Source organism: Pseudomonas sp. P7758, assembly GCF_013386485.1.
Lineage (GTDB): Bacteria > Pseudomonadota > Gammaproteobacteria > Pseudomonadales > Pseudomonadaceae > Aquipseudomonas.
Genome location: NZ_JACARS010000052.1, coordinates 20,341 through 46,134 on the forward strand (window position 1 = coordinate 20,341; position 25,794 = coordinate 46,134).

Genomic DNA, 25,794 nt, shown 5'->3' on the forward strand with positions numbered 1-25,794 from the left:
GAGAGCGGGGCTTTTTTGTGGCTGAAAGGTTTAGCCCATCATGTCTTTGATCATGCGTTCCTGGTCGATCAGTTCACGCTGGCGTGCGTCGATACGTGACGAAAGCGGGAAGTTGCTGCCGGCGCGACGCTTGGCGAAATCCAATTGCTGGATGGCCTGCTTGAAATCTCCCACTAGCGCGAAGTACTCGGCCCGGGCCTGATGCAGGCCGATGATATTGCCCGACAAGCCACGGGTTTCCGCAACCTGGTACCAGACGTCCGGATCGTCCGGGCGAGACTTCAACAATCCTTCCAGGGCTTTTTCCGCGTCAGCGTTGCGGTTCTGCTTGAGCAGCAGATCCACACGAACCTGGTTCAGCGGATAGTTGCCTGGATATTGCGTCAACATTCGGTCCGTACGCTGCTGGGCATCCGGCAGGCGATTGTTGGTCATGTCCAGCTCGATCTGCGCCAGGTTGTAGGTGATGTCGTTGGGCGCCTTGGCCAGCAGCGGCTTGAGGTTTTCCCGGGCCAGGTTGAACTGGGCACCCTTGATCTGAGCGATGGCGAGGCCATAACGCGCGATATCGTTCTTCGGATTTTCATCCAGCTGGGCCTGGAAACGTTTGGCGGCCAGCCCCGGGGTGTCTTCGTAATACAGTTGCACTCGAGCACGGATCAGTTGATAGCGCAGGCTGTCCTCAATGCCACCCAGCTTGGCTTGCTCCGCACGGTTGCGGGTGTCGGCGATACGCGATTCGGTTACCGGGTGAGTCAGCAGGAATTCAGGCGGCTTGGCATCGAAACGGTACTGGCGCATCAAGCGCTCGAACATGGTTGGCATGGACCGTGGGTCGTAGCCGGCTTTCTCCAGGTTGAGAATGCCGATGCGGTCAGCCTCTTGCTCGTTTTGCCGGGAAAAGCGCCGTTGCTCCTGGATCGCGGCGGCCTGGCTGCCGGCGATCGCGGCAATGCCCGCATCGCCTGCGCCAGCGGCGGCAGCGATGATGCCGCCGAGCAGCGCAGCCATCATCGGGATCTGCATGCGCTGCTGTGCTTCCACGCCTCGTGCGAAGTGACGTTGGGACAAGTGAGCCAATTCGTGGGCCAGTACCGAGGCATATTCGCCTTCGGTCTGGGCGTTGAGGAACAGGCCGCCGTTGACCCCGACGATACCGCCCGGTGCGGCAAAGGCGTTCAACTGCGGGCTGTTGATCAGAATGAATTCCAGGCGCCGGTCATTGACCTGGCTGGTTTCCACCAGCTTATAAACGCTGGATTCGACGTAATCCTTGAGCTGCGGGTCGTTGAGTTGCGAGACCTGGCCACGCAGGTAGGCCAGCCATGCCCGACCCAGATCGTATTCCTGTTTTGGCGAGACAATGGCAGAACTGGCGTCGCCAAGTGACGGCAGGTCGTCGGCGAAGCCTGGAGAGGCAAGCAGGCAAGCCAGCGTCAGCAGGGTAGGGCGCAAAAAAGTCATGCACAAAGCCTTTCGACAAAGAGCTTACTGTAGCCGGACACTGAGCTTCGGACCAGATATTCTAAGCGCCCTCGACGCCCACCCGGAGTTAGACCATGACCGACGCTGTAGCCTTCGATGCCGAACTGGATGCCAGTGGCCTTAACTGCCCGCTGCCCTTGCTCAAGGCCAAGCTGGAGCTCAATCGGCTGGCCAGCGGCGCGGTGCTCAAGGTGATCGCCACGGACGCTGGCTCCCAGCGGGACTTTCGTACGTTTGCCAAGCTGGCCGGCCACACCCTGCTGCATGAAGAAGACGAAGCGGGCGTCTATCGTTACTGGTTGCGCAAGGCCTGAATCGCTTGAATATGCTGTCCTTATCGCCTGAGGTTTATTGATGTTCAAAGTGTTACGTGACTGGATTCAGCGCTACTTCTCCGACGAAGAAGCCGTGGTGCTGGCCGTCCTGCTGTTTCTTGCCTTTACGGCCGTGCTCACTTTGGGCGGCATGCTGGCGCCGGTACTGGCGGGGATGGTGCTGGCGTACCTGATGCAAGGCCTGGTCTCCATCCTGGAGCGTCTGCGCTTGCCGGGTGGGGCAGCGGTGGGTCTAGTGTTTGCCTTGTTCATGGGGCTGTTGCTGGTATTTATCGTGATCGTGGTGCCTTTGCTGTGGCACCAGTTGATCACCTTGTTCAACGAGCTACCGGGCATGCTCGCCAAGTGGCAGTCATTGCTGCTGCTGTTGCCTGAGCGCTATCCGCACCTGGTGTCGGACGAGCAGGTCCTGCAGGCCATTGAGGTGGCTCGCGGCGAAATCGGAAAGTTCGGACAATGGGCGCTGACCTTTTCCCTTTCGAGCTTGCCGCTGCTGGTCAACATCATGATCTACCTGGTACTGGTGCCGATCCTGGTGTTTTTCTTCCTCAAGGACCGCGAGATGATCGGTCGCTGGGTGCGTGGCTATCTGCCCCGTGAGCGTGCGCTGATTACCCGGGTCGCCGAGGAAATGAACCGGCAGATTGCCAACTACATCCGCGGCAAGGTTATCGAGATTTTTATCTGCGGTGGCGTCACTTACATCGGCTTTGTCGCGCTGGGGCTTAACTACGCTGCCCTGTTGGCACTGCTGGTGGGTGTTTCAGTGGTGGTGCCATACGTTGGCGCGGTGGTGGTGACGGTGCCGGTGATGTTGATCGCGCTGTTCCAGTGGGGCTGGAGTGATCAATTCATCTACCTGATGGCGGTGTACGGCATCATCCAGGTGCTGGACGGCAACGTGCTGGTGCCGCTGCTGTTCTCCGAGGCGGTGAACCTGCATCCGGTGGCGATCATCTGTGCGGTGTTGTTGTTTGGCGGGTTGTGGGGCTTCTGGGGGGTGTTCTTTGCGATTCCCCTGGCGACGCTGTTCAAGGCGGTGCTGGATGCCTGGCCTCGGCAGGAGCCGGTGGTGGCGCCGTTACTCTGATATTTGTGGTGCCGGTGCAGGGCCTCATCGCGGGCAAGCCCGGCTCCCACATTGACTGAGTTGTCCTGTCGAACAATGATCACAGGTGGGAGCTGGCTTGGCTGCGATAGCTATTTCAAAGCCAGCAGGTGAATCAAGCCTGGTTCAGCGCCTGCGCCGCTTCGAGCACTGCATCCACATGGCCTGGCACTTTCACACCGCGCCATTCCTGGCGCAGTACGCCATTCTTGTCGATCAGGAAGGTGCTGCGATCAACACCCAGGTATTCCTTGCCATACAGCTTCTTCAGCTTGATCACATCAAACAGCTGGCAAACCGCTTCGTCCTTGTCGCTGATCAGCTCAAAGGGGAATTCCTGCTTTGCCTTGAAGTTCTCGTGGGACTTCACGCTGTCCCGGGACACGCCAAACACCTCGGTGTTGGCCGCCTTGAACGCAGCATGCTGGTCACGGAAGCCCTGGCCTTCAGTGGTGCAGCCCGGGGTGCTGTCTTTCGGGTAGAAGTAGATCACCACTTGCTTGCCCTTGAGCCCGGCGAGGCTGAAGGTTTGCCCGCTGGTGGCCTGGGCTTCGAAGTCGGCTACCGGTTGGTCGATCACTACAGACATGAAGACTTCCTTACATAGGGTTCTGTGGGCGCCAAGGCTCGATCAGTGCGTCGAGGTTCAGGGCATCGGCGAAATCCAGGAACTGGTCACGCAGCCAACTGATCTGTACGCCGGCCGGCAAGGTCACGGTAAAGGTGGCGTTGAGCATGGTGCCGCCGGTCTGCGGAGCCTGATAGGTGTCGCAGGTCAGGTTTTCCAGCTCGACGTTGTGGTCGATAAAGAACTGGCACAGCTCGTTGACGATGTCCGAGCGGTAGGCCGAACTGACATAGGCCACGTAGGGCAGGGCCTGCGGACGGTTTTCCAGGGCGGCGCTGCGCACCACGTTGACCGTGAAGTCATGCTTCTTCGCCAAACCCGGTAAACCGGTTTCAAGGCGGGCCAGGGCATCCCAGGTCCCGGAAATCTGCAGGACCAGCGCACTGCACTCGCCATGGCGGGTCAGGCGGGAGGTCACGACGGCGCAGCGGTTTTCATGGCTGGCGCGGCACAGGACGTTAGTCAGCTCCATGGGGTTGGCGCCAAGGGCACTGATGACAAGGAATTGTTCGCGGACTGTGGGGGTGGACATGCAGCCTTCCTAAAGCGATGAGCGGTCGATACGATGCAAGCGGTATCAATCAAAGGATGAAGGGTAGCGAAAACCATCGCCAAGGGCTAGGAGGTGGCGTTTTCATTACGTAATCAGCTTCATCAAACCCCGCTTTGGCCGAATGATGGCGCTGCTGCGAACTAAGTTGATCCAGAACGCATCCTCAGGCGGTACTTCGCTTGTACAAGCATCTTGGCGCCAGTACCATTACCGCTCTCTTTTTCCGGCAGGAGCGGTTGCATGATTGCGGGCAGTATGGTGGCACTGGTCACACCCATGGATGCACAAGGTAATCTCGACTGGGACAGCCTGGGCAAACTGGTGGACTTCCACCTGCAAGAGGGCACCAACGCCATCGTGGCGGTCGGCACCACAGGTGAATCGGCCACACTGGATGTGGAAGAACACATCGAAGTGATCGAGTTCGTGGTCAAGCGCGTTGCAGGGCGCATTGCTGTCATCGCCGGCACGGGCGCCAATTCGACTCGCGAAGCGATCGAATTGACCAGCAACGCCAAGAAAGCCGGCGCCGATGCCTGCCTGCTGGTGACGCCGTACTACAACAAGCCGACCCAGGAAGGCCTGTACCTGCACTTCCGCGCCGTTGCCGAAGCGGTCGATATCCCGCAGATCCTCTACAACGTACCCGGTCGCACCGCCTGCGACATGAAGGCCGAGACCGTGATCCGCCTGTCCACCGTACCGAACATCATCGGTATCAAGGAAGCCACCGGTGACTTGCAGCGCGCCAAGGACATCCTGGCCGGCGTCAGCAGCGACTTCCTGGTGTACTCCGGTGATGACGCCACGGCGGTCGAGCTGATCCTGCTGGGCGGCAAAGGCAACATCTCGGTGACTGCCAACGTTGCACCGCGCGCCATGAGCGAGCTGTGTGCCGCCGCCATCGCCGGTGATGCGGTCAAGGCCCGGGCGATCCACGAACAACTGGCACCGCTCAACAAAACCCTGTTTATCGAATCCAACCCTATCCCCGTGAAATGGGCGCTGCATGAGATGGGCCTGATGCCGGACGGTATCCGTCTGCCGCTCACCTGGCTCAGCGAAGCCTGTCACGAACCGCTGCGACAGGCCCTGCGCCAGTCCGGCGTCCTGGTTTAATTGAGGAAGCACTACGCATGAAGCGATTGGCCGGACTTTCCGCACTTGCCTTGATTATCTCCAGCACCAGTGGCTGCGGTTGGATCTGGGGCCCGGAAGGCTACTTCCGCGACCGCGGTAGCGATTACCTGGAAGCCCAACAAACCGCCCCGATGAAATTGCCGTCGGACGTCAATGTCGCCAAGCGCCTTGACCCGTTGCTGCCGATTCCGCGCAACGTGGCCGACGACACCGTCAAGGGTGAATACGAAGTGCCGCGTCCACAGCCGTTGTCGGCCGTGGCCGATGCCAGCGACTACAGCCTGCAGAAGAGCGGCGACACCCGTTGGGTCATGGCCCAGCGCCCACCTGCCGAAGTCTGGCCGGTGGCCGTGCAGTTCTTCCAGGACAACGGTTTCCGCCTTGACGAACAACGCCCGCAGACCGGTGAATTCACCACCGCGTGGCAGCACACCAGCGAACTGTCGGCATCCATGGCCAAGCGCCTGCAGGCCGGTGGTGTAGCCAATGACAGCGAAGCCCGCATCCGCGTGCGTATCGAGCCAGGCGTGCAACGCAACACCAGTGAAGTCTACGTAGTCAGCGCCGAGCGTCCTGCCGGCAGCACCGCCAACGTCGACTTCACCCCACGTTCGGTCAACACCGGCGTGGACGCTGCCCTGGTCGACGAAATGCTCGCCAGTATGAGCCGTATTTCCGAGAAGGGCGGCTCCGTCTCCCTGCTCGCCGCCGGTAGCTTTGACACCCCTAGCCGCGTCAGCCTCAGCGAAGACGGCAGCGGCAACGTGGTGCTCAACCTGGGTGAAGACCTGGACCGCGCCTGGTCGAGTGTCGGCCGCGCGCTGGAGCACGGCGAATGGCGCGTTGAAGACATCAACCGCAGCCTGGGCCTGTACTACATCAACCTGGCCGAAAAAGCCGAGAAGAAAGACGACGAGCCAGGTTTCTTCAGCAAGTTGTTCGGCAGCAAGCCGACCAAGGAAGAGATCGAGACCCGCGCCGAGCGTTACCAGGTTCGTTTGAGCAAGGTAGGCGAAAGCGTGCAAGTCACCGTCGAGAAAAACATCAACACCGTGGCGCCGGCAGAAGTGGCGCGCAAAGTGTTGGGCGTGATTCAGGACAACCTGGGCTGATCCGATGCGTTTTGCCGTTCTCGGCAGCGGTAGCCAAGGGAACGGCACGCTTGTAGCCCATGACGACACGTACGTCCTGGTTGATTGTGGTTTCTCCCTGCGGGAAACCGAGCGGCGCCTGCTGCGCCTGGGGGTTCACCCCGCGCAGCTGAGCGCGATTCTGGTGACCCACGAACATGCCGACCACGTGCATGGCGTGGGTTTGCTGTCTCGGCGCTACAATCTTCCGGTGTACCTGAGTCGCGGCACCTTGCGCGGGATGCGCAAACCGATTGAGCCCGCAGGTTTGCTGGCCGGTGGCGAACAATTGCAGATCGGTGCCTTGAGCATCGATGTGATTGAAGTGGCCCACGATGCCCAGGAACCGACGCAATACGTATTCAGTGACGGTGAACGGCGTTTTGGCCTGCTCACTGACCTGGGTTCGTACTGCGCCAAGGTGCTGGACGGTTACCGGGACCTCGACGCATTGATGATCGAGTCCAACCACTGCCGTGACCTGCTTGCGCGTGGCCACTACCCGGCCTTTCTCAAGCAGCGGGTCGGCGGGCAGTTTGGACATTTGAACAACCACCAGGCGGCGTACCTGGTGTATGAGTTGGGCTGGCAAGACCTGCAACACCTGGTCCTGGCCCACCTGAGCAGCAAGAACAACCTGCCGCAGCTGGCCCGGCAATGTTTTGTCGACACCCTTGGGTGCGACCCGGACTGGCTGCAACTGGCCGATCAAGATTCAGGGCTCGACTGGCGACACATCGCCTAGCCCACCTACTTAGCAAGCGGAGCCCATCATGGAAAAACGTGAAGAACTCTACCGCGGCAAAGCCAAATCGGTTTACAAGACCGACGACGCCAACCGCTTGATCCTGCTGTTTCGCAACGACACCTCGGCGTTCGACGGCAAGCGCATCGAACAGCTCGACCGCAAAGGCATGGTGAATAACAAGTTCAACGCCTTCATCATGCAGAAACTCGAAGCGGCCGGCATTCCGACCCAATTCGACAAACTGCTGGGCGACAACGAATGCCTGGTGAAAAAACTCGACATGATCCCGGTCGAGTGCGTCGTGCGTAACTATGCGGCCGGCAGCCTGGTGAAGCGTTTGGGCGTGGAGGAGGGCCTCAAGCTCAACCCCTACACCTTCGAGCTGTTCCTGAAAGACGACGCCAAGGGTGACCCGTTCATCAACGAATCCCACGTGGTGGCATTTGGTTGGGGCACCGCTGAGCAACTGGCTCGCATGAAGGAGCTGTCGCTGAAGGTCAACGACGTCCTGAGCAAACTGTTCGACGACGCCGGCCTGCTGCTGGTGGACTTCAAACTGGAATTCGGCGTGTTCCACGACGGCTCCATCGTCCTGGGCGACGAATTCAGCCCGGACGGCTGCCGCCTGTGGGACAAAGACACTCGCAAGAAGATGGACAAAGACCGCTTCCGCCAGGGCCTCGGTGACGTTATCGAAGCCTACGAAGAAGTCGCCAACCGTCTCGGCGTACCGCTGTAATCGACGCAAGCATCTGATAGCACGGAAAAAAATCGCTTTTGCGCTTTGCTTCCAGGAAACAGGCTGTTATGATGCGCGCCGTTGGAGAGATGCCAGAGTGGCCGAATGGGACGGATTCGAAATCCGTTGTACCTTCACCGGTACCTAGGGTTCGAATCCCTATCTCTCCGCCATTATTGAAAAATGAAAAACCCCCGATAACTTCAATGTTGTCGGGGGTTTTTTGCTTTCAGTCAGAAACTGCATAATGAATTCTGCTACGGTCTTCGTTAATTGGCGCTTCGGACATCGGTCATGAATTTTAAAAAAGTACTGGCGCATTTGCAGGCTGAAGTTCCCGAGCTATTGGCTGTGTATGTGTTCGGTAGCCAAGTGACGGGTGAGGCAGGTAGTGAGAGTGATCTGGATGTTGCGGTCCTTTCTGCGGGAGTGGTCGAGCCTTTATTGCTATGGCAGCTTTCTGGGGAGTTGGCCGATATCGTTGGGGTTCCCGTCGACTTGCTTGATTTGCGCGCAGCCTCAACGGTAATGCAATACCAAGTATTGACCACTGGGCGTCGGCTCTGGTCCGGGAACGTCCAGGCGGGTCTATTCGAGAGCTACGTCCTGAGCGAAAAAACCGCGCTGGACACGGCAAGGGCTGAGTTGTTGGCGGATATCCAGAAGGAAGGGAAAGTTTATGGTCGATGATGTTCTCATCAATAAAGCAGCCAGTATTGAGCGTTGCGTTGCGCGCGCCCGTCAGGAATACGATAAGGATCCCACCAGCTTCACCACCGATTTCACGCGCCAGGATGCGGCGATTTTGAATATTCAGCGTGCCTGTGAGGCAGCGCTGGACATGGGCCAGCACTTGATTCGTCGTGAGCGCCTGGGTGTTCCACAAGGAGCTCGTGACGTGTTTGAGTTGTTATGTCAGGGCGGTTGGGTCAATCCTGCGTTGCTGACCAACCTGAAGAACATGGTCGGGTTCCGTAACATTGCTGTTCACGAGTACCAGACGCTTCAATTGCCGATTACTGTAGCGATCATTACAAAACACCTGGATGAGTTTCTAGCATTTAGTTCGCATATTTTGACCAAGGATGCGGGGTTGGAAAATAAACAAGTCTAATCTGTAAATTTTCCATCCCTCTGAATAAGTTTTCCTGCTGCGGTGTTCACCACACAGACCACTCAGGAAACGCCCATGAACAATCCCGCCGACCGCTACGACCGCCTGACCCGCACCTTCCACTGGCTGACCGCCGCCCTGGTGATCTTCATGTTCGCCAGCGCCCACGTCTGGGAAAACCTGGAAAAAGGCACGCCACTGCGCAAGGGCCTGCAATCGGTCCATATCTCCCTGGGCATCGCCATGGCGGTGCTGATCGGTGCACGTATCCTCTGGCGTGTGTTCGGCGGCAATCACCCAAAGGCCGACAATCACCCTGCGCTTAACGTGGCCGCCAAAATCGCCCACGGCTGTCTATACCTGTTGTTACTGACGCAGGTGACCCTGGGCTTCCTGTTCCGCTGGGCCCAGGGCGAGCCCTTCAACTTTTTCGGACTGTTCCCGGTGCCAGCGCCTTTTGTGATCGATCACGAATTGCGAGGCACCCTGGGTGGCCTGCACAACAATGTCGCCTGGGCGATCATCGTACTCGCCGGGCTGCATGCCTGCGCCGCGCTGTGGCATCACTACATCCAGCGCGACAGCACGTTGCGCCGCATGCTGCCGGCCCCTCGTGGCGATCTTCCCTACTGAGTTTGCTGCTGTACTTTCCCTATCGTTACGGAGCATGAATGCCATGAAGAATCGTCCCGAGCACGCCGTTGGTTACCGCACCGCTTTGTTCTTTGGCGCCTGTATGGCCGCCGCGCTATTGGCCGGCCAGGCCCATGCCTCCGGTGACGAATCGGCGCCGCCCAAGCCCAACTGCCCCAAAGGCCAGGTCTGGGATACCAAGACTGGCAAGTGCGTGCTGCAAACCAGCAAGGCCACGTCGGACGCCGACCGCACCGACTACGCCTACCGCCTGGCCAAGGACGGGCGTTACGAAGAAGCCCTGTCACTGCTCGACACCCTGCACAACCCGAACACCGCCAAGGCCCTGAACTACCGCGGCTACGCCACCCGCAAACTGGGGCGCACCGATGAAGGCATCAGCTACTACCTGAAGTCCGTGGCACTGGACCCCAACTACGCACAAGTCCGTGAGTACCTGGGGGAAGCCTACGTCATCAAGGGCCGTGTGGACCTGGCCCAGGAGCAACTGGTGAAGATCAAGGCGTTGTGCAGCACCACCTGCGAAGAGTACGAAGACCTGGCAGAAGCCATCGCCGCCGCGCCTCAGGCTTGAAGCTGTGAGCGAACAGCGGGGAGAGCGCCATCACCACAGACGCTGAGTTGCGCCGAGAGTTGAGCCAGCTGTTGCCACGTTTATGGCGATACGGGCTGGTGCTGTCGCGACAAAAGCATGTGGCTGATGACCTGGTGCAAGCCACCTGCGTGCGGGCGTTGGAGCGTGCAGGCCAGTTCGTGGCTGGCACGCGGCTGGATCGCTGGTTGCTGACGATCATGCATTCGATCTGGCTTAACGAATTGCGCGCCCAGCGAGTACGGCAAGGGCAGGGGTTTGTCGACGCCGAGCAGGCGTTGTCGTTCGACGGTGAAGCCCTGGCTCAGGACCAGGTCCTGGCCGCACAGGTGATCAAGCGCGTCAATGCATTACCCGAAGCGCAGCGGGAGACTGTTTTTCTGGCCTACGTCGAAGGCCTCTCATACAAGGAAATTGCCGAAGTCCTGCATATTCCCGTAGGAACGGTGATGAGCCGGTTGGCCGCTGCGCGCATGAAGCTGGCTGAAACTGCGCACTCAAGCGGCTTGTTGGATAAATCGAGCGGAGAACGACGATGACTCAAAATACACCACCGTCGGATGAACTGCTGGTGGCTTACCTGGACGGTGAGTTAGACCCTCGGCAGCGTCAGGTTATCGATAACCTGCTGGGGATCGATCCTGCCGTGACGGCCCGCTTGGAGCTGCTCAAGCGCGGCCACTTGCCGTTCAAATCAGCCTTCGATTCGGTTCTCGATCAAGCCCCTACAGAGCGTTTGCAGGTGATGCTCGATGCCTTGCCGCCGGCACAAACACCCACCCTGAGTCGACGCAAATTTCTCGCGGTAGCAGCAAGCTTTGCGGTGGCCGGTGTGGTCGCTGATCGCTTGTTCATGACCTGGCCCCGGCCTGAGCCCGGTTCGGGCTGGCGTGCCTCGGTGGCCGAATACATGGCGCTGTATACGCCCCAGACCCTGGAAAACCTCAGCGCCGATCCCGACTCCCATATCGCCCAGCTGAGTTCGGTCGGGACCCAGCTCGGCCTGCCGTTGAACCCGGATGCAGTACACCTGCCTGGCGCCGAATTTCGCCGCGCACAAATCCTCGATTATGACGGCGTACTGATCGGCCAACTGACCTACCTCGACGCGCGCCACGGCCCGCTGGCGCTGTGCATTACGGCGGCGAAAAAAGGTGCGGTGGCCATGGCCACCGAACAGCGCCGGGGCATGAACGTGGTGTTTTGGTCCAGCCCGTCCCATGCGTTCATGTTGATTGGCAGAAACCCGTTCGAGGATTTGCAGATCATGGCGCGCAGTGCCGAGAAGGCTTTGTCGGCATAGCTTCAATGAGACGATGAGGGCGTCTGCAACGCCCGCCACCGAGCCGGCGTCGTCCCCTCCCAGGAACGAAACGCACGATAAAACGAGTTGGTATCTTCATAGCCCACCAGGCACGCGATCTCGTCTATCTCAATCGACGGCTCGGTGAGCAGATGCCGCACCACTTCCTGGCGGGTTTCCAGCATCAGTTGCCGAAAACTGGTGCCGGCCTCGGTAATGCGCCGTTGCAACGTGCGTTCGCTCATGCCCAGCTCCCGCGCTACCTCGACCATCTCGGGGCGGCCACTGGCCAGGAAGCGCTTGAGGGTGATCTTGACCTGATGGCTGATGCTGGCTGGTGTCGAGGCTTCGGCAAGCGCTGCCACCAGGCCCGGGTTCAGCATTTCGAGCATTTGCGGGTTGTACCCCGGAAAAGATCGGTCCAGATCGGCGGCGTCCAGTATCAGCGCGTTGCGCCCGGCACCAAAACGCACGGAGCAACCGAAAAACTCGGCCAGTGCACGGCTGCCATCGTCCGGGCGAACCAGTTCGACCTGCAGGGGAGTGATCTGCGTCCGTGCTCCCCGTCGCCCCAATTCAACAAACGTCGCAAACGCCGCATCCACCAGCAGCGCAGGCGGTAATTCTGGCGTGTGCAACCAGTCGATGGTCACCGTACAGGTACGGCCATCCTCGCAAACCTGCAGGCGCTCGGGTGTGCACAATTGCTTGAAGCGGGCGAGGCGGTGCAGGCCATCGCGATAATCCCGGGCGATAAAAGCGGCAAAGCTGGAGGGTGGAAGCGCGGTGATATCCAGCCGCGTCACCAGTAATATCCCGACAGCCGGATCAGGATTAAGTATGCGCACCGCCTCCCACAAGCGAAAGAACTCCAGCGTCGTCACCTGCCGCCGGTCTCGCCGCTCGCGGATATGCAGGGTCATGGGCAAGCGTGCCTGACGCAACACCACCGACGGCTCCAGCCCGACGCTCTGCAGCGCCAGCCAGAACACATCCGGTATGTTGAAACGGGGTTGGGTCACGTCAGGCATGCGGCACCTTTTTCAAAAGCGTGAGATTAATCCGAGGCTGACACGCTGAGGTCATGCCACTTCTTATCCGACTCGGCCAAGTCTGCTGCTGCCCGGGCGGCGTATTGCACGGCATCGCTGCCGATCAGCAAGCGTAGCGGGGCGTCTTTGTTCAGTGCCAGCTCCAGCACGATTTCGGCAACCCGGTCCGGACCCGTCGGCAGGATGCCGGGGGAGTTGAGCAATTCAACCAGGGCGCCGACCGTTTGTTGGTAGGGCTCACTGATGGCCGGAATCGTCATGGAACTGCCCGACCAGTCCGTGCGCATGCCGCCCGGCTCCAGCACGGTCACCTGGATGCCCAGTGGTGTGACTTCCTGTGCCAGTACTGTGGAAAATCCACCGACTGCCCATTTCGCACTCTGATACGCGGCCAGGCCGGCCATGCCGATGCGGCCACCCAACGACGATACCTGGAAGATATGCCCACGGCCCTGGGCGCGCAGCACCGGCACCACGGCCTTGCTCACGTGCACCACACCATAGAAGTTGGTGCTGATCTGCGCGGAAAAATCCTCCAGCGTCACATCTTCCACCGACGCCAGGTCACCGTAGCCGGCGTTATTGACCACCACATCCAGGCGACCAAAATGTTTCACCGCGGCATCCACCGCTTCCAGCACCTGCTGGTTGTTGGTCACGTCCAGCGTGACCGGATAAATCGCCTCGCCGTAGTCGGCCACCAGGTCATCCAACTGCTTGGGATTGCGCGCGGTGGCAACCACACGATCACCGGCGCGCAGGGCGGCTACGGTAATCGAGCGGCCGAGGCCGCGGGAACTGCCGGTGATAAACCATATCCTGGACATTCGAACACCTCTTCGTTTGAGACTGCGGGAGTAACCTGTGAACGAATGATGGTCGACCGGCTTCTCTCATACACTAGCAAGAGGCCGCCAAGTGACTTGCATATCACGCCATTTATTCTGCGGCCAACCGTGCCGACAGGCTTTCGATAAACACCGTCTCCGCCCGGCTCATCTTCTGCTCACGGTTCCACAGCAGGTGGATATCCACGTCGGTAATCCCTTCGTCTGGCGGCAAGCGCCAGAGCAACCCATGCTTCACATCCTCGGCCACCACATGAATCGGCAGGCAGCCCAGGCCAAACCCGGCAATCACCAACCGCCGCACTTCCTCCAGGCTGGAGGACGACGCCACGATGCGCCCGCTGAAGCCCTGCTGGTCGCGAAAGATCGTCAACGGCGAGAGCATTCCGCCGATCTGGTCGCTGGTGAAACTCACGAAGTTCTCCGACTGCAAATCTCCCTCCGCCAGCCCGGTGCGTCCGAACAACGGGTGATGCCGCCCGCAAAAAAATGCATAACGCTGACGCAGGAACAGGTGCTGCTCCAGCCGTGGTTGCGCCCGGCGATTGAGGCTCAGGCCCAGCGTAGCGGTTTTCTCCAGCAGGGCGGCGACGATGTCAGAGCTGCGCATCACCTCAACGTCCAGGTCGACCCGGGGATGCTGGCGATGGAAGTCCGCCAGGAAGTCATCAAAGGTGTCCGAACTGATCCGACTGATCATCAGCAACCGCACCTTGCCGATCACCTCGTCACCGGGCTTTTGCAGGGCGTTGCTCATCTGCGAGACCTGGCCATACATCTCGCCGGCGATCGCGAAAATCTGCTCGCCGGCTTCGGTCAGCACGAAGCGCGGGCCGCGCCGGGCGATCAACTGGCAGTCGAGCTGTTCTTCCAGGCGCTTGAGCGCCTGGCTGATGGCCGGCTGGGTGAGGTGCAGGCGGGCGGCGGCGCGACTGATGCTCAACTCCTGGCCGATCACCCGGAAGGTGCGTAACAGGTTCCAGTCCAGGCGGTCATTGAGCAGCGGATGAACATCGCGGCGGTTTTCAGGCATGGCGACAGCTCGATAATAAGCAGGATTTATAATCGGAATAATAAATAGAAAATTGACTAATCATAGGGCCGAGACGAAAAATCACCCTCAACCAGCGCCATCAGAGCGCGTGCGCCAGTCCTTTCTCCTGCCAAAAAAATAACCAAAGGAGCCAGCCCCATGAAGCCTTCCGCTTCGCCGCAGCCGCGCCGTGCCGCGGCCGCCGCTTTCATCGGCACCATGATCGAGTGGTACGACTTTTACATTTACGCCACCGCCGCCGCGCTGGTGTTCGGTCAATTGTTCTTCCCTTCCGACGACAAACTGTTCAGCACCATGGCCGCGTTCGGCACCTTTGCCGTGGGCTTTTTCGCCCGGCCATTGGGCGGCATTGTGTTTGGGCATATCGGTGACCGTATCGGTCGCAAGAAATCCCTGGTGATCACCTTGGTGATGATGGGCGTGGTCACCGTATGTATCGGCCTGTTGCCGACCTATGCGCAGATCGGCGTCGCGGCGCCGGTGTTGCTGGTGCTGCTGCGCATCGTGCAGGGCATCGCCGTTGGCGGCGAGTGGGGCGGGGCGGTGCTGATGGCCGGCGAACATGCACCCAAAGGCCGTCGCAATTTCTTTGCCTCCTTTGCGCAACTGGGTAGCCCGGCGGGTTTGATCCTGTCGTTGCTGGCCTTCAGTGCGGTAACCCGTTTGCCGGAGGCCGACCTGCTCAGTTGGGGCTGGCGCGTGCCGTTCCTGGCCAGTGCCTTGTTGTTGATCGTCGGTCTGGCAATCCGCCTGGGCGTCAACGAATCGCCTGAGTTCCTGGAAGACAAAGCCAAGGCAGAAAAGGCCCGGGCCATCACCCAGGATCAGGCCCCGGTGATCGAAGTGCTGAAAACGGCCTGGCGCCCGCTGCTGCTGTGCATCGGTGCCAACACCCTGGGGATTGCCGGGGTGTATTTCACCAACACCTTCATGATTGCCTACACCACCCAGCAACTTAACCTGCCGCGCTCGTTGATTCTGGAATGCCTGTTTGTCGTGGCCATCATCCAGTTCTGTGTCCAGCCGCTGGCGGCCTGGGTGTCGGAGAAGGTCGGTGCCACACGCTTTCTGTGTGCGATGAGCGTGCTTGCGATGGCCTCGCCTTATCCGATGTTCGTGCTTGTCAGCAGCGGCCAGGCGCCATTGATCATCCTCGGCATCGCCCTGGCCGTGGTGTGCATGGCCTCGTTTTATGCGGTGATTGCAGGCTTCGTCAGCGGCTTGTTCGAAACCCGCGTGCGCTACACCGCCATTTCCCTGGCCTATCAAGTGTGCGGCGCGCTGGCCGGTGGCCTCACGCCGTTGATCGGCACCTGGCTGGCCCATGAATACCAGGGCCAGTGGTGGCCGATGGCTGTGTTCTACAGCGCGATCGCGGCGGTTTCGCTGCTGTGCGTACTTGCGTTGTCCCGGCGTCACGCCACCGCCCACCGTCTTGAAATGGCTTGAAGCGTTTGATTGGAGAATGTGTATGTTGAAGATTAATGGCGAGCGTCTGTGGGCCAGCCTGATGGCCATGGCCGAGATCGGCGCCACGGCTCGCGGAGGCAGCTGCCGCCTGGCGTTGAGCGCCGAAGACCAGGCCGGCCGCGCACTGTTCAGCCGCTGGTGTGAAGAGGCCGGGCTGACCCTGAGCGTCGACGCCATCGGCAACCTGTTCGCCCGCCGCGCCGGCACGGATAATGAAGCGGCCCCGGTAATGATGGGCAGCCACCTCGACACCCAGCCGGAAGGCGGGCGCTTTGATGGCGTCTATGGTGTGCTGGCCGGACTGGAAGTGATCCGCAGCCTCGACGACCACGGCATCAAGACCCGCAAACCGCTGGAAATCGCGGTGTGGACCAACGAGGAGGGCGCCCGGTTTACTCCGGCCATGCTCGGCTCGGCGGTGTTCACTGGCACCTTGGCGTTGGATAACGCGCTGGCCACCCGGGATGTCGCCGGTGTCAGCGTGGCGGATGCGTTGCGCAGCACCGGCTACAACGGCGAGCGCCCCTTGGGTGGCGCGGTGGATGCGTATTTTGAAGCGCACATCGAGCAAGGTCCTATTCTGGAAGACAACGCCAAGAGCATTGGCGTGGTCACCGGTGGGCAGGCGATTCGCTGGCTCGACGTGCGCGTGGAAGGCATGGCCGCCCATGCCGGGACCACGCCGATGCCACTGCGCAAGGACGCCTTGTACGGCGCAGCGCAGATGATCCAGTCGCTGGAAAACCTGGCGGCTGATTTTGCGCCTGAGGGCCTCACGACCGTGGGTGAATTGAGCATCGCCAAGTCGTCGCGCAACACCATTCCCGGCTTGCTGAATTTTACCGTCGACCTGCGCCATCACCGCGACGCCGACATAGAAACCATGGAGCAACAGGTGCGTGCCCGCTTGCAGGACATCGCCGCCCAACGTGGTCTGAGCGTCACCGTCAGCCCGCGCTGGATCAGCCCGGCGACACCGTTTGATGCCGAGTGTGTCGCCTGTGTGCAGTCCGCCGTGGATGCGTTGGGCTATGCCCAGCAATCGATTGTCAGCGGTGCTGGCCATGACGCCATCCACCTGGCGCGGTTCTGCCCCACGGCGATGGTCTTTATCCCGTGTGTGGGCGGCTTGAGTCATAACGAAGCCGAAGATGTGCTGCCCGAGGACGTTCGCCAGGGTACCGATGTATTGCTCAATGCCGTGTTGAAACGTGCCGGCCAGGCTAATTAACGAAACATTTCTGCAAGGTTGAACACGATCAAAATGTAGGAGCTGGCTTGCCTGCGATAGCGGTGGTTCAGGCAACAAATTTGTATCTGAGCCACCGCAATCGCAGGCAAGCCAGCTCCTACAGGTCCGGTGTTCAATCGCAGATGTGTGCCCATCAGGAGAAATCCCATGCGTACTTATTTCCACCCCGAACAACTCCTGCACCATCCTCGCAGCTACTACTCCCGTGGCCAGATGCGTACCCCGCAGGAAGTCCCGGAGCGCGCCCGCAATCTGCTGCTGGCCGCGCAAAACCTGGGCTTCGACATCCAGCAACCCCACGACCACGGCCTTGATCCACTGCTGGCTGTGCACGGTGCGGCCTACCTGGCCTTCCTCCAGGAAGCCCACCAGCGCTGGAAAGAAATCCCCGAAGACTGGGGCGACGAAGTCATGTCCAACATCTTCGTGCGCGAGCCCAACGCCCTGCGCGGCATCCTTGCCCAGGCGGCGCGCTACCTCGCCGACGGCAGTTGCCCGATTGGCGAACTCACCTGGCGCTCGGCCTATTGGTCCGCCCAAAGCGCCGTCGCTGCCGCCCGGGACATCCTCGACGGCGCACCCGCGGCCTACGCGCTATGCCGCCCGCCAGGCCACCACGCGCGTTTTGATGCAGCCGGTGGGTTCTGCTATATCAACAACGCGGCGGTTGCGGCGCAGGGGTTGCGCGCTGGCTTCGAGCGCGTCGCCGTACTCGACACCGACATGCACCATGGGCAAGGCATCCAGGAGATTTTCTACGAGCGTGATGACGTGCTGTACGTGTCGATTCATGGCGACCCGACCAACTTCTATCCGGGGGTTGCAGGCTTTGCGGAAGAGCGCGGCGCTGCTGCGGGTGAAGGCTTCAACCTCAACCTGCCAATGGCGCATGGCGCGAGTGAGGCGGTGTTTTTCCAAAAGCTGGAACTGGCATTGAAGGCAGTGAAGGACTTCTCGGCGGACGTGCTGGTGTTGTCGCTGGGGTTCGATATCTACGAGCTGGATCCGCAAAGCAAAGTGGCGGTGACGCGGGAAGGATTTGCGCGGCTGGGGGAGTGCATTCGTGGATTGGGGTTGCCGTGTGTGATCGTGCAGGAGGGCGGGTATCACCTGGAAACGCTGGACAGTAATGCTCAGGCTTTTTTTGCAAGTGCGCAGGCGTGGTCGATGTAACCCGCTGAATAAAGCGCCCCGGACTGCCTTGGAAATACATTCAAGGCGCGTCCGACCCGTGGGCCTTTCACGTCGATAATTTATATCTCTTAACTTCTGGTCGACACCCCTAAAGTCCCGGCCTGACTGGCCGAAACTCTGTCATACGATGTCGTATGCCCATAATGAGAACAATCGCCATGTCGCTCCGCAGCCTGTCCATCGCCCGCCGTGCGGGTCTCGGTTTTGCCTTGATTGCCTTGCTCGTGGCGCTGTTGGGGTTCTTTGCGCTCTCGAACATGGCAAGCATCCGCGAAAGCGCCGTGCAGGTTGAAAGTGGCCTGGTGCCGAAAATGCGCCTGGTCTCGGATATCCGCGAAATCATGCTGCGCATCCGCACTATTTCCCTGCGCATGGCCCTTGATCCCAATCCCGCGAGCCTCTCGCAATACCGTAGCCAGATGGACACCCGCAGCCAGGATCTGACGAAGAAACTGGCCGACCTGAATGCGGTGATTGATACCCCCGAGGTACGCAATCTTTATGATCAGTTCCAGGTCTCCCTGCGTCAGTATCAGCAAGGTCTCACTCAGTCATTCATCCTCGCCGACAAGCAGCAGACCGCCGAGCTGAACAAGTTGCTGCTGGTGGACATGAAGACCGTGGTCGACGGTTCCGGCAATCAGCTCAATGCCCTGGCCGACTATTACAACGCCCAGATAAACCTGCAGGGCCAGACGGCCGAGTTGCAGTACAGCCGCTCGCGCACGATGGTCTTCGGCTTCGTGCTGCTGGCCGCGTTGAGCACCGTGGCCCTGGCCTGGTTGCTGACGCGTAGCATTGTCGGCCCGCTCAGCCACGCGGTGCGCGCCGCAGAAAACGTCGCCCAAGGCGACCTGACGCAAACCGTTGAAGTGACCGGCGATGACGAAGTGACGCGCCTGCTGGTGGCGTTGCAGACCATGCAAGGCAGCCTGCGCAGTACCTTGCAGCTGATTCGCCAGTCGGCCGGGCAGATGGCCGCGTCGGCCACCGACCTCAACGGCATCACCGACCAGAGCAGCCGCAGCCTGCAAAAGCAGACCGCTGAAATCGAGCAAGCCGCCACCGCGGTCAACGAGATGACCTCGGCCGCCGATGAGGTGGCACGTAATGCAGTCTCCACTTCCGAATCCACCCGGCTCTCTAATGAAACGGCCCGCGATGGCCAGCAGCGCGTCGGCGAGACGGTCAGCGCGATTCAGGCGTTGAGTACCAACATCGGTGAAACCTCGAGCCTGGTGCAAAACCTCGCCGATCAATCGCGGGACATCGGCAAGGTGCTCGATGTGATTCGCTCCATCGCCGAGCAGACCAACCTGTTGGCCCTGAACGCCGCCATCGAGGCGGCGCGTGCCGGTGAGTCCGGGCGTGGCTTTGCCGTGGTGGCCGACGAAGTGCGTGCGCTGGCCCATCGCACCCAGCAATCGACCCTGGAAATCGACCAGATGGTCACCGCGATGCGCAGTGGCTCCAGCGAGGCACTGACCTCAATGCAATCGAGCACCCAGCGGGCCAGCGAAACCTTGATCCTGGCCGAAGGCGCCGGTGGAGCCTTGAGCCAGATCACCGACTCCATCGACCAGATTCACCAGCGCAACCTGGTCATTGCCAGCGCCGCCGAGGAGCAGGCGCAGGTGGCCAAGGAAGTGGATCGCAACATCGTCAACATTCGTGACCTGTCCGCGCAATCATCTTCGGGAGCAGGGCAGATCAACGGGTCGAGCCAAGAGCTGGCGCGCTTGGCCGTGTCGCTCAATGAGGCGGTGGCGCGGTTTCAGCTGTAACCGGGTCTAGTCGTGCCACGGATGGCACCAGCTCCAGGATCCGGTCACGACCCCCTTCGGCCACCAGGTACGTTCCCTTCGTCGTACGCACAATCGACTGTGGCGCCTTCAGGAAAGACAGAATCGTCTGCTGGCGTCCTTGCTTGTCGATCAACAACAAACGCGCGCGGTGGGTGGAATCCTCGTTGATCCATAACCCGCGTTCATCGCACATCAGGAAGGTGGGTTTGTTCAATTGGCTCAGTACCACTGGATCGCTACCGTCCTCGGTTAATTCGCGGACCACACCCTTCTTCTTTTCCGTGTAGAGCATGCGCCCATCGGTACAGCGAACGATCGACTCGCCTTCGCTGAGTTGGTCACGCACGACGCTCAAGGTCTTGTCGCTCCAGCGATAGCGCAGTATGCGGGCAGCTACCTTGCGGTCTTCGATGGCGTAAAGGAACTCGCCGTCGTCCCACAGCCCTTGCACGCTGTCGCCCTTGAACAGCTCGGTAACGACGCCGTCCTTGAGGAAACTGACCGGCGCGCCGTCCACTTCCTGGCTGAATACCCAACCGCCTTGAGTGGCGACCATCCCATCCGGTTTGGATAAATTTCCTACCACCTGTTCGCGTTTTCCGTCGGGCAAGATGCGCACGATACTGCCAAGGCTGTTGCTCAATTCCTGGCTGACCATCAGCGAACCGTCAAGCATTGGCATCAGCGACGCAGCCTTTTCCACATTGCGGTGGATCACTTGCACACTCCAGTTATTGGCAGCGCTGACCGGATAGAAACTTTGCCAGGCGAAGAAGCCCAGGGTGGCAAGGCAGAGCAACCCCAGTAGCCACAGACCCAGAAGAAGCGCGCGATAGAGAGGCGCTGGGTTGGAAGTCCTTTTTATTGTGTTATCCATTGAGTGCGCTGCCGGTAGGTAGTCGTGAATAGAAAAGATCTGAATATAAATTAATTGTCGTGGTCACCTGCAAGAGGGCTGCATATCGTGCCCCACCTGAAACGTCTCTGGGAATCACCTGATCCCTCTGGCAAGCCACTGGCGGTATAGCTTACGGGCGACTTCCATTCGCGCGATAAGGATAACCAGCCAGATCATCCCGCCCATCGAGAGCAAGGCGAACCACAGCAGGAGCCCGCGCTGTTCGCTCAAACCGTCGCGCACGTATTTACTGTAGTTTTTATCGATAAAAAATGAGCAGATGACGTCGAGCTTTTCTTCTGGCAGACCGGGAAGGATGAAGGCTTGCAGAGACCCTGATGACCGACATTGCTCAACAGTGAGCCTTGCGTCGGACCATATCCCGAACTTCACGTTTTCTTCGGAGAGGTAGAATGATGGCGACTCCGGAGAGTTTTTCAGTGACACCATCAAATACCCGGATTCAATCAAAGGTGGAGTGATCGCTACGCCTGCCAGCAGCACGATGGCCAACAAGAAACAGCAATTGGTCCTCCACTGCGCGAACCTTCTGGTGATGAAGCTCAAGGCGGTGAAGTCGCTCCAGTCAATGTAGCGCTTCACTCGACCGAAATCGCGTGGGGTGAATCCATTGTTGTACATCCACTCTTCAGCCGAGTCTGCATCCTGCAAGGTGTTTGCAGGAATGTTGAACTCATAGCGGTAGTACTCCAGCTCACGGAGGTCCTTGCGCATGCGTTCGAAACGTTCGGTTTCGAAGTGCGGCTGCCCACCAAAAAAACGCCAAATCCAGTCGCGCAGAAACAACAGAGAGCCGGAGCGTCGGTAGATGAAACAAAGCAGCCACACAACGGCGAGTAGAGTAACGATGCCGCTGAATGCAGGGAAATTTTCAACATACCAAGTCAGCGGTGTGCTTTTGGAGATTGGGGCGGTCATGGCTTAATCCTTAGTCATAACGAGTCGAACGCGCGATTCTAGGCAAACTGGGCAGAGGTGTCTTTGCTTCAGGAAAAACAGGAAGAAGCTGACTTGCACGTAGGAAGCCGGACAGCATCAAGAGGTCATTGAACTGAAACGCTTATACGGTGTGCAGATTCACGTAGACCTGCTGATCAAGGGTTTTGACGGTGCCAGCGAGCGTGTGAAGCTTGATGCCAGTTTTGCGACAATTGACGCCCTAATACCCGAGACCTATGATCAAGCCCAGCTCACTGAGCTGTTAGCAGAGGCAGGATTTTTGTATACGGCAGATACCGGAAAAACCCAGCCTGTTGCTGGGTTTTTTGCATCTGAGCGTTTTTCTCCCGCGACTACCCAACGGCCCACTCGATGATCATCAACTTCGACCTCAACGACCTCCAGGCCTTCCGCGCCGTCGTAGACAAGGGCAGTTTCCGTGCGGCGGCCGAAGCCATCCGTATCTCCCAGCCGGCCCTCAGCCGGCGTATCGAGAAGCTCGAATCCGCCCTCGACGTCAAACTCTTCGAACGCACCACGCGCCGGGTCAGCCTGACCATGGTCGGCCGCGCGTTCCTGCCGCAAGTCGAGCGCATGCTCGATGACCTGGACATCGCCCTGATGGGCATCAGCAACGTCGCCTCGACCCGCATGGGCAATGTCACCATCGCCTGTGTGCCCTCCACCGCGTACTACTTCATGCCCCACGTGATCTCCGAATTCCACAAACTCTATCCGAAGATTCGCCTGCGGGTCCTGGACGCCAGTGCGGGCGAGGTGTGTGCGGCAGTGGAAAGTGGCGAGGCGGATTTCGGCGTGAGTTTCAGCGGCAGCCTGGCAGACGGGGTGGAGTTCGAGCTGCTGTTGCAGGAGCGTTATGTACTGGCCTGTCGCCGGGAGCATCCGCTGGCGGACCGCGCTAGTGTGACGTGGGCCGAGGCGTACGAGCACGACTACATCACCGTGGACAAGACCTCAGGCAACCGCTTCCTGCTGGACCAGGCCCTGCGCGGCGTGCGGGTGAAGAAACCAAGCATCTGCGAAACCCATCACGTGACGACCATGATCGGGCTGGTGGAGGCGGGGCTTGGGGTGGCGATGGTGCCGTCGATTGCGATGCCGGGCGGCGAACATCCGATTCTGACGAGCGTGCCGCTGGTGGAGCCGGAGGTGGTGCGCAACGTGGGGTTGATCAAGCGCCGCGGGCGTACGTTGACGCCGGCGGCACTGGAACTGGAGCGGTTGACGCGGGAGATGCCGTTCCGGTCAGTGTGAGACCGAATCCAGGCCGGTGGATTGCACCACGGGTTGCGCCTGGGGCGAGGCGAGGAATTGCAGGAGCTTTTTCGCCTGCGCCGGGTGCTGCGCATTTACCGGAATGCCGGCGGCAAAACGGGTGACGGACTGCACGTCTTCAGGGATCTTTCCGACGTAGGTCACGCCCGGAATCGGCAGCAGTTCGGACACCTGCTGCAAGCCCACCTCGTAGTCACCCTTGGCCACCTGGGAGGCCACCGGGATGCGTTCGATCATGGTGCCCTTGGACGGCATGCCGAGCTTCTTGAACAGTTCCTTTTCGACGTAGACGCCGCTGGCGCTGTCCGAGTACGCGACGGATTTGGCGTTGGTCAGTACCGTCTTCAGTTCGGCATCGGTGGCAATCGAGGGCTTGGCCGCGCCTTCCTTGACCACCAGGCCGATGCGCGAGTCCGCCAGTTCAACCCGGGACGCCTTGTCGACCTTGCCTTGCTTGATCAGCTCATCCAGGGCGTAGCCGACCATGATCACCACGTCGGCGTGTTCGCCACGGGCCAGGCGGTTGGGAATCGCTTCCGGCGCCTTGCCCATCGACGGGCCGAGGATGGTGTCGAGGGTGTCGCCGCTCTGGGTGGCGTATTGCGCACCCAGCACCTTGTAGGCAGCGGTGAAGCCGCCGGAGGTCATGACTTTCAGCTCTTCGGCGTGGGCGACCATCGCCAGGGAACCGATCGCCAGTACCGCCAGTGTTTTCAGCATGGGGTTCATCAGTGCGACTCCTCAGGCAACTTGCAGACGGGCGCTGGCGCGGCGATACAGTGCGAACGTCGCGCACAGGGCGCACAGCGCGGCGAACATCAGCCAGTAGGCGGGCGATGCCTTGTCGCCCGTCTCGTGGATAAACCAGGTGGAAATCGCCGGGGTAAAACCGCCGAAGATCGCGGTCGCCAGGCTATAGGCCAGGGAGAAGCCGGCCACACGCACTTCTACCGGCATGATCTCGGTCAGGGCCGGGATCATGGCACCGTTGTACATGCCGTAGAGGAAGGAGAACCACAGCAGGGTTTCCAGCATGTGCGCGAAGCTTGGCGCATTGACCACGTAGGAAAGTGCCGGGTAAGCGGTCAGCACGGTCAAAGCAGTCATGGCGATCAGCACCGGCTTGCGGCCAAAACGGTCACTGAGGGTGCCACCGATGGGCAGCCAGATGAAGTTCGACACGGCCACCAGCAGGGTCACCAGCAGGGCGTCGGCGGTGGTCAGGTTGAGTACGGTTTTGCCGAAGGTGGGTGCGTACACGGTGATCAGGTAGAAGGCCGTGGTGGTCATCGCCACCATCATCATGCCGCCGATCACGATGGTCCAGTTCTTCACCAGGGTGGCCAGCACTTCGCGCATGGTCGGGCGATGCTTGCGGTTGGCGAACTCTTCGGTTTCCTGCAGGTTGCGGCGCAGGACGAAGATGAACGGGATGATCACGCAGCCGATGGCGAACGGAATGCGCCAGCCCCAATCGGCAACCACGGCTGGTTCCATCCACTGGTTCAGGCCATAACCCAGGGCGGCCGCGACCACGATGGAGATCTGCTGGCTACCCGATTGCCAGCTTGTATAGAAACCCTTGCGGCCCGGGGTGGCCATTTCGGCCAGGTACACCGACACGCCGCCCAGTTCGGCACCGGCCGAGAAACCTTGCAACAGCCGGCCCATCAGCACCAGCAGCGGTGCCCACAAACCAATGGTGTGATAGCCGGGCACCAGCACGATCAGCAGGGTGCCACTGGCCATGATCGCCAGGGTCACGATCAAGCCTTTGCGACGGCCCACATCATCGATGTACGCGCCGAGGATGATAGCCCCCAGCGGACGCATCAAAAAGCCCGCGCCGAACACGGCGAAGGTCATCATTAATGACGCAAATTCATTAGCGGCAGGGAAGAAGGCGGCGGCGATATAGGTGGCATAGAAACCGAACAGAAAGAAGTCGAACTGTTCGAGAAAGTTGCCGGAGGTGACGCGAAAGACCGCGCCGACTTTGGAGCGGGCAGAGTCAGGCCGTGAAGGGTTTTGCATTTTCTTGTGTCTCCAGCGTTCTTTTTAAAGTGCTTGTTTCGCTTAAGACCGCGGATAGTGGCTGACACATTTGGAAATGATAAGTGAGTTGTTTACATGTATTGATGCGCCTTGGTTATCAATGACCGGGATCACACAAAACCGCTCCCTCATCTATGCTTCTCCATTGTGTCCAATTCTTACGGACGGGAGGTGGGTATGAGCAACGAACACAAGCAACGTGATGAGTTGGAGCAGGAGCGCGCCAGGAAGCTTCGCGAGGAAGAAAAACCGCAGACCTGGAAGCATCCGGACGATGGCACGGAACTGTCCGAGCGTGACCAGGAGCGCCCGCTCAAGCCTTGAGTCCTTGTTTCCTGTAGGAGCGAGCTTGCTCGCGAAAAACCTGAGGGCGACGCGGGG

At 59.9% G+C, this 25,794-nt stretch carries 29 protein-coding genes, 1 tRNA gene and 1 pseudogene; 21 read left to right on the forward strand and 10 right to left on the reverse strand.

Going from position 1 to position 25,794, the window contains the following annotated elements; genetic code table 11:
• Nucleotides 1-30 precede the first annotated feature (30 nt).
• Nucleotides 31-1,464 (reverse strand): M48 family metalloprotease, encoded by a 1,434-nt coding sequence (locus HX873_RS11280; protein WP_087692605.1) that lies wholly within the window; start codon nucleotides 1,462-1,464, stop codon nucleotides 31-33.
• 95 nt (nucleotides 1,465-1,559) lie between these two features.
• Between HX873_RS11280 and HX873_RS11285 the strand changes: the two genes are divergently transcribed.
• Together HX873_RS11285 and HX873_RS11290 are read left to right on the forward strand one after the other, a co-directional pair.
• Nucleotides 1,560-1,799, forward strand: coding sequence for a sulfurtransferase TusA family protein (locus HX873_RS11285; protein WP_003211989.1), 240 nt, complete (start codon nucleotides 1,560-1,562; stop codon nucleotides 1,797-1,799).
• Nucleotides 1,800-1,839: 40 nt separating this feature from the next.
• Nucleotides 1,840-2,910 carry an AI-2E family transporter gene (locus HX873_RS11290; RefSeq protein WP_003211986.1) on the forward strand — a complete coding sequence of 357 codons (1,071 nt, stop codon included), beginning with the start codon at nucleotides 1,840-1,842 and terminating at the stop codon, nucleotides 2,908-2,910.
• Between the two features lie 133 nt (nucleotides 2,911-3,043).
• On the opposite strand, the gene HX873_RS11295 is transcribed toward HX873_RS11290, so the two are convergent.
• On the reverse strand, nucleotides 3,044-3,517 hold the full coding sequence (locus HX873_RS11295; RefSeq protein WP_003211984.1) for a peroxiredoxin: 474 nt from the start codon (nucleotides 3,515-3,517) through the stop codon (nucleotides 3,044-3,046).
• 10 nt (nucleotides 3,518-3,527) lie between these two features.
• On the reverse strand, nucleotides 3,528-4,088 hold the full coding sequence (locus HX873_RS11300) for a glycine cleavage system protein R (RefSeq protein WP_003172487.1): 561 nt from the start codon (nucleotides 4,086-4,088) through the stop codon (nucleotides 3,528-3,530).
• Nucleotides 4,089-4,349: 261 nt separating this feature from the next.
• Between HX873_RS11300 and dapA the strand changes: the two genes are divergently transcribed.
• The 11 genes from dapA to HX873_RS11355 all read left to right on the forward strand — a co-directional run bounded on the left by dapA (nucleotide 4,350) and on the right by HX873_RS11355 (nucleotide 11,529).
• Nucleotides 4,350-5,228 carry a 4-hydroxy-tetrahydrodipicolinate synthase gene (gene dapA, locus HX873_RS11305; protein WP_003211981.1) on the forward strand — a complete coding sequence of 293 codons (879 nt, stop codon included), beginning with the start codon at nucleotides 4,350-4,352 and terminating at the stop codon, nucleotides 5,226-5,228.
• A gap of 17 nt (nucleotides 5,229-5,245) precedes the next feature.
• A complete protein-coding gene (gene bamC / locus HX873_RS11310; protein ID WP_008437851.1) occupies nucleotides 5,246-6,361 on the forward strand; it encodes an outer membrane protein assembly factor BamC in 1,116 nt (371 codons plus the stop codon).
• Nucleotides 6,362-6,365: 4 nt separating this feature from the next.
• Nucleotides 6,366-7,124 carry an MBL fold metallo-hydrolase gene (locus HX873_RS11315; RefSeq protein ID WP_003211977.1) on the forward strand — a complete coding sequence of 253 codons (759 nt, stop codon included), beginning with the start codon at nucleotides 6,366-6,368 and terminating at the stop codon, nucleotides 7,122-7,124.
• A 28-nt stretch (nucleotides 7,125-7,152) separates the two neighbouring features.
• Nucleotides 7,153-7,866, forward strand: coding sequence for a phosphoribosylaminoimidazolesuccinocarboxamide synthase (gene purC / locus HX873_RS11320; RefSeq protein WP_003211975.1), 714 nt, complete (start codon nucleotides 7,153-7,155; stop codon nucleotides 7,864-7,866).
• Between the two features lie 83 nt (nucleotides 7,867-7,949).
• Nucleotides 7,950-8,039 (forward strand) — tRNA-Ser (locus HX873_RS11325).
• A gap of 121 nt (nucleotides 8,040-8,160) precedes the next feature.
• Nucleotides 8,161-8,556: a nucleotidyltransferase domain-containing protein gene (locus HX873_RS11330; RefSeq protein ID WP_087692601.1), complete on the forward strand. Its 396-nt coding sequence runs from the start codon at nucleotides 8,161-8,163 to the stop codon at nucleotides 8,554-8,556.
• The gene (locus HX873_RS11335; RefSeq protein ID WP_003211948.1) at nucleotides 8,546-8,980 is read left to right on the forward strand and encodes a DUF86 domain-containing protein; all 435 of its coding nucleotides are present in this window, start codon (nucleotides 8,546-8,548) and stop codon (nucleotides 8,978-8,980) included. The genes HX873_RS11330 and HX873_RS11335 overlap by 11 nt, the downstream gene beginning before the upstream one ends.
• A 75-nt stretch (nucleotides 8,981-9,055) precedes the next feature.
• Nucleotides 9,056-9,613 carry a cytochrome b gene (locus HX873_RS11340; RefSeq protein ID WP_177122677.1) on the forward strand — a complete coding sequence of 186 codons (558 nt, stop codon included), beginning with the start codon at nucleotides 9,056-9,058 and terminating at the stop codon, nucleotides 9,611-9,613.
• 43 nt (nucleotides 9,614-9,656) lie between these two features.
• Nucleotides 9,657-10,208 carry a tetratricopeptide repeat protein gene (locus tag HX873_RS11345; RefSeq protein ID WP_003211945.1) on the forward strand — a complete coding sequence of 184 codons (552 nt, stop codon included), beginning with the start codon at nucleotides 9,657-9,659 and terminating at the stop codon, nucleotides 10,206-10,208.
• Between the two features lie 59 nt (nucleotides 10,209-10,267).
• Nucleotides 10,268-10,765 (forward strand): RNA polymerase sigma factor, encoded by a 498-nt coding sequence (locus tag HX873_RS11350; RefSeq protein ID WP_003211943.1) that lies wholly within the window; start codon nucleotides 10,268-10,270, stop codon nucleotides 10,763-10,765.
• Nucleotides 10,762-11,529 (forward strand): anti-sigma factor, encoded by a 768-nt coding sequence (locus tag HX873_RS11355; protein ID WP_003211941.1) that lies wholly within the window; start codon nucleotides 10,762-10,764, stop codon nucleotides 11,527-11,529. Before HX873_RS11350 ends, HX873_RS11355 begins: the two co-directional genes overlap by 4 nt.
• 2 nt (nucleotides 11,530-11,531) lie before the next feature.
• Here the strand turns inward: HX873_RS11355 and HX873_RS11360 are convergent, their stop codons facing one another.
• From HX873_RS11360 to HX873_RS11370, 3 genes are all read right to left on the reverse strand, one after another.
• Entirely contained in the window at nucleotides 11,532-12,560 is a 1,029-nt protein-coding gene (locus HX873_RS11360; RefSeq protein ID WP_102368299.1) for an AraC family transcriptional regulator, read from the reverse strand.
• A gap of 26 nt (nucleotides 12,561-12,586) precedes the next feature.
• Nucleotides 12,587-13,408 carry an SDR family NAD(P)-dependent oxidoreductase gene (locus tag HX873_RS11365; protein ID WP_102368300.1) on the reverse strand — a complete coding sequence of 274 codons (822 nt, stop codon included), beginning with the start codon at nucleotides 13,406-13,408 and terminating at the stop codon, nucleotides 12,587-12,589.
• Between the two features lie 112 nt (nucleotides 13,409-13,520).
• Complete coding sequence (locus HX873_RS11370; protein ID WP_177122678.1) at nucleotides 13,521-14,462, reverse strand: LysR family transcriptional regulator; 942 nt, start codon at nucleotides 14,460-14,462, stop codon at nucleotides 13,521-13,523.
• Nucleotides 14,463-14,621: 159 nt separating this feature from the next.
• On the opposite strand from HX873_RS11370, the gene HX873_RS11375 reads away from it, so the two are divergent.
• The 5 genes and pseudogenes from HX873_RS11375 to HX873_RS32085 all read left to right on the forward strand — a co-directional run bounded on the left by HX873_RS11375 (nucleotide 14,622) and on the right by HX873_RS32085 (nucleotide 20,183).
• Nucleotides 14,622-15,932: an MFS transporter gene (locus HX873_RS11375; RefSeq protein ID WP_177122679.1), complete on the forward strand. Its 1,311-nt coding sequence runs from the start codon at nucleotides 14,622-14,624 to the stop codon at nucleotides 15,930-15,932.
• A gap of 22 nt (nucleotides 15,933-15,954) precedes the next feature.
• Nucleotides 15,955-17,184 (forward strand): Zn-dependent hydrolase, encoded by a 1,230-nt coding sequence (locus HX873_RS11380; RefSeq protein ID WP_177122680.1) that lies wholly within the window; start codon nucleotides 15,955-15,957, stop codon nucleotides 17,182-17,184.
• Nucleotides 17,185-17,352: 168 nt separating this feature from the next.
• Nucleotides 17,353-18,378 carry a histone deacetylase family protein gene (locus HX873_RS11385; protein ID WP_177122681.1) on the forward strand — a complete coding sequence of 342 codons (1,026 nt, stop codon included), beginning with the start codon at nucleotides 17,353-17,355 and terminating at the stop codon, nucleotides 18,376-18,378.
• A gap of 179 nt (nucleotides 18,379-18,557) precedes the next feature.
• Nucleotides 18,558-19,325 (forward strand): annotated as a pseudogene (locus HX873_RS32080) (MCP four helix bundle domain-containing protein); the annotation flags it as partial.
• A gap of 48 nt (nucleotides 19,326-19,373) precedes the next feature.
• Nucleotides 19,374-20,183 (forward strand): methyl-accepting chemotaxis protein, encoded by an 810-nt coding sequence (locus tag HX873_RS32085; RefSeq protein WP_371316412.1) that lies wholly within the window; start codon nucleotides 19,374-19,376, stop codon nucleotides 20,181-20,183.
• Here the strand turns inward: HX873_RS32085 and HX873_RS11395 are convergent.
• Nucleotides 20,152-21,003 (reverse strand): hypothetical protein, encoded by an 852-nt coding sequence (locus HX873_RS11395; RefSeq protein ID WP_003211926.1) that lies wholly within the window; start codon nucleotides 21,001-21,003, stop codon nucleotides 20,152-20,154. The genes HX873_RS32085 and HX873_RS11395 overlap by 32 nt on opposite strands.
• Nucleotides 21,004-21,195: 192 nt before the next feature.
• Complete coding sequence (locus HX873_RS11400; RefSeq protein WP_003211924.1) at nucleotides 21,196-22,041, reverse strand: DUF6216 family protein; 846 nt, start codon at nucleotides 22,039-22,041, stop codon at nucleotides 21,196-21,198.
• Nucleotides 22,042-22,192: 151 nt separating this feature from the next.
• Here HX873_RS11400 and HX873_RS31765 point away from each other — a divergent pair, with 151 nt between their 5' ends.
• Together HX873_RS31765 and HX873_RS11410 are read left to right on the forward strand one after the other, a co-directional pair.
• Nucleotides 22,193-22,438 carry a hypothetical protein gene (locus tag HX873_RS31765; RefSeq protein ID WP_008437880.1) on the forward strand — a complete coding sequence of 82 codons (246 nt, stop codon included), beginning with the start codon at nucleotides 22,193-22,195 and terminating at the stop codon, nucleotides 22,436-22,438.
• On the forward strand, nucleotides 22,435-23,337 hold the full coding sequence (locus HX873_RS11410) for a LysR family transcriptional regulator (protein ID WP_008437881.1): 903 nt from the start codon (nucleotides 22,435-22,437) through the stop codon (nucleotides 23,335-23,337). Before HX873_RS31765 ends, HX873_RS11410 begins: the two co-directional genes overlap by 4 nt.
• On the opposite strand, the gene HX873_RS11415 is transcribed toward HX873_RS11410, so the two are convergent.
• The gene (locus HX873_RS11415; RefSeq protein ID WP_087692592.1) at nucleotides 23,329-24,087 is read right to left on the reverse strand and encodes a substrate-binding domain-containing protein; all 759 of its coding nucleotides are present in this window, start codon (nucleotides 24,085-24,087) and stop codon (nucleotides 23,329-23,331) included. The two genes, HX873_RS11410 and HX873_RS11415, sit on opposite strands and share 9 nt — an antisense overlap.
• A 12-nt stretch (nucleotides 24,088-24,099) precedes the next feature.
• Nucleotides 24,100-25,392, reverse strand: a complete 1,293-nt coding sequence (locus tag HX873_RS11420) for an MFS transporter (protein ID WP_003211917.1) — start codon at nucleotides 25,390-25,392, stop codon at nucleotides 24,100-24,102.
• A 198-nt stretch (nucleotides 25,393-25,590) separates the two neighbouring features.
• Between HX873_RS11420 and HX873_RS11425 the strand changes: the two genes are divergently transcribed.
• Nucleotides 25,591-25,737, forward strand: a complete 147-nt coding sequence (locus HX873_RS11425; RefSeq protein ID WP_008437901.1) for a hypothetical protein — start codon at nucleotides 25,591-25,593, stop codon at nucleotides 25,735-25,737.
• Nucleotides 25,738-25,794: the final 57 nt, after the last annotated feature.

Bases quoted from the DNA above. Each gene is read 5' to 3' on its own strand.
- HX873_RS11425 (WP_008437901.1), top strand. From the start codon at position 25,591: ATGAGCAACGAACACAAGCAACGTGATGAGTTGGAGCAGGAGCGCGCC.
- HX873_RS11380 (WP_177122680.1), top strand. From the start codon at position 15,955: ATGTTGAAGATTAATGGCGAGCGTCTGTGGGCCAGCCTGATGGCCATG.
- HX873_RS11385 (WP_177122681.1), top strand. From the start codon at position 17,353: ATGCGTACTTATTTCCACCCCGAACAACTCCTGCACCATCCTCGCAGC.
- HX873_RS11420 (WP_003211917.1), bottom strand. From the start codon at position 25,392: ATGCAAAACCCTTCACGGCCTGACTCTGCCCGCTCCAAAGTCGGCGCG.
- HX873_RS11355 (WP_003211941.1), top strand. From the start codon at position 10,762: ATGACTCAAAATACACCACCGTCGGATGAACTGCTGGTGGCTTACCTG.
- HX873_RS11375 (WP_177122679.1), top strand. From the start codon at position 14,622: ATGAAGCCTTCCGCTTCGCCGCAGCCGCGCCGTGCCGCGGCCGCCGCT.
- HX873_RS11295 (WP_003211984.1), bottom strand. From the start codon at position 3,517: ATGTCTGTAGTGATCGACCAACCGGTAGCCGACTTCGAAGCCCAGGCC.
- HX873_RS11345 (WP_003211945.1), top strand. From the start codon at position 9,657: ATGAAGAATCGTCCCGAGCACGCCGTTGGTTACCGCACCGCTTTGTTC.
- HX873_RS11360 (WP_102368299.1), bottom strand. From the start codon at position 12,560: ATGCCTGACGTGACCCAACCCCGTTTCAACATACCGGATGTGTTCTGG.
- HX873_RS11415 (WP_087692592.1), bottom strand. From the start codon at position 24,087: ATGAACCCCATGCTGAAAACACTGGCGGTACTGGCGATCGGTTCCCTG.
- HX873_RS11280 (WP_087692605.1), bottom strand. From the start codon at position 1,464: ATGACTTTTTTGCGCCCTACCCTGCTGACGCTGGCTTGCCTGCTTGCC.
- HX873_RS11370 (WP_177122678.1), bottom strand. From the start codon at position 14,462: ATGCCTGAAAACCGCCGCGATGTTCATCCGCTGCTCAATGACCGCCTG.
- dapA (WP_003211981.1), top strand. From the start codon at position 4,350: ATGATTGCGGGCAGTATGGTGGCACTGGTCACACCCATGGATGCACAA.
- HX873_RS11340 (WP_177122677.1), top strand. From the start codon at position 9,056: ATGAACAATCCCGCCGACCGCTACGACCGCCTGACCCGCACCTTCCAC.
- HX873_RS11330 (WP_087692601.1), top strand. From the start codon at position 8,161: ATGAATTTTAAAAAAGTACTGGCGCATTTGCAGGCTGAAGTTCCCGAG.
- HX873_RS11290 (WP_003211986.1), top strand. From the start codon at position 1,840: ATGTTCAAAGTGTTACGTGACTGGATTCAGCGCTACTTCTCCGACGAA.
- HX873_RS11400 (WP_003211924.1), bottom strand. From the start codon at position 22,041: ATGACCGCCCCAATCTCCAAAAGCACACCGCTGACTTGGTATGTTGAA.
- HX873_RS11285 (WP_003211989.1), top strand. From the start codon at position 1,560: ATGACCGACGCTGTAGCCTTCGATGCCGAACTGGATGCCAGTGGCCTT.
- HX873_RS11410 (WP_008437881.1), top strand. From the start codon at position 22,435: ATGATCATCAACTTCGACCTCAACGACCTCCAGGCCTTCCGCGCCGTC.
- HX873_RS11300 (WP_003172487.1), bottom strand. From the start codon at position 4,088: ATGTCCACCCCCACAGTCCGCGAACAATTCCTTGTCATCAGTGCCCTT.
- HX873_RS11335 (WP_003211948.1), top strand. From the start codon at position 8,546: ATGGTCGATGATGTTCTCATCAATAAAGCAGCCAGTATTGAGCGTTGC.
- HX873_RS32085 (WP_371316412.1), top strand. From the start codon at position 19,374: ATGGCCGCGTCGGCCACCGACCTCAACGGCATCACCGACCAGAGCAGC.
- bamC (WP_008437851.1), top strand. From the start codon at position 5,246: ATGAAGCGATTGGCCGGACTTTCCGCACTTGCCTTGATTATCTCCAGC.
- HX873_RS11365 (WP_102368300.1), bottom strand. From the start codon at position 13,408: ATGTCCAGGATATGGTTTATCACCGGCAGTTCCCGCGGCCTCGGCCGC.
- HX873_RS11315 (WP_003211977.1), top strand. From the start codon at position 6,366: ATGCGTTTTGCCGTTCTCGGCAGCGGTAGCCAAGGGAACGGCACGCTT.
- purC (WP_003211975.1), top strand. From the start codon at position 7,153: ATGGAAAAACGTGAAGAACTCTACCGCGGCAAAGCCAAATCGGTTTAC.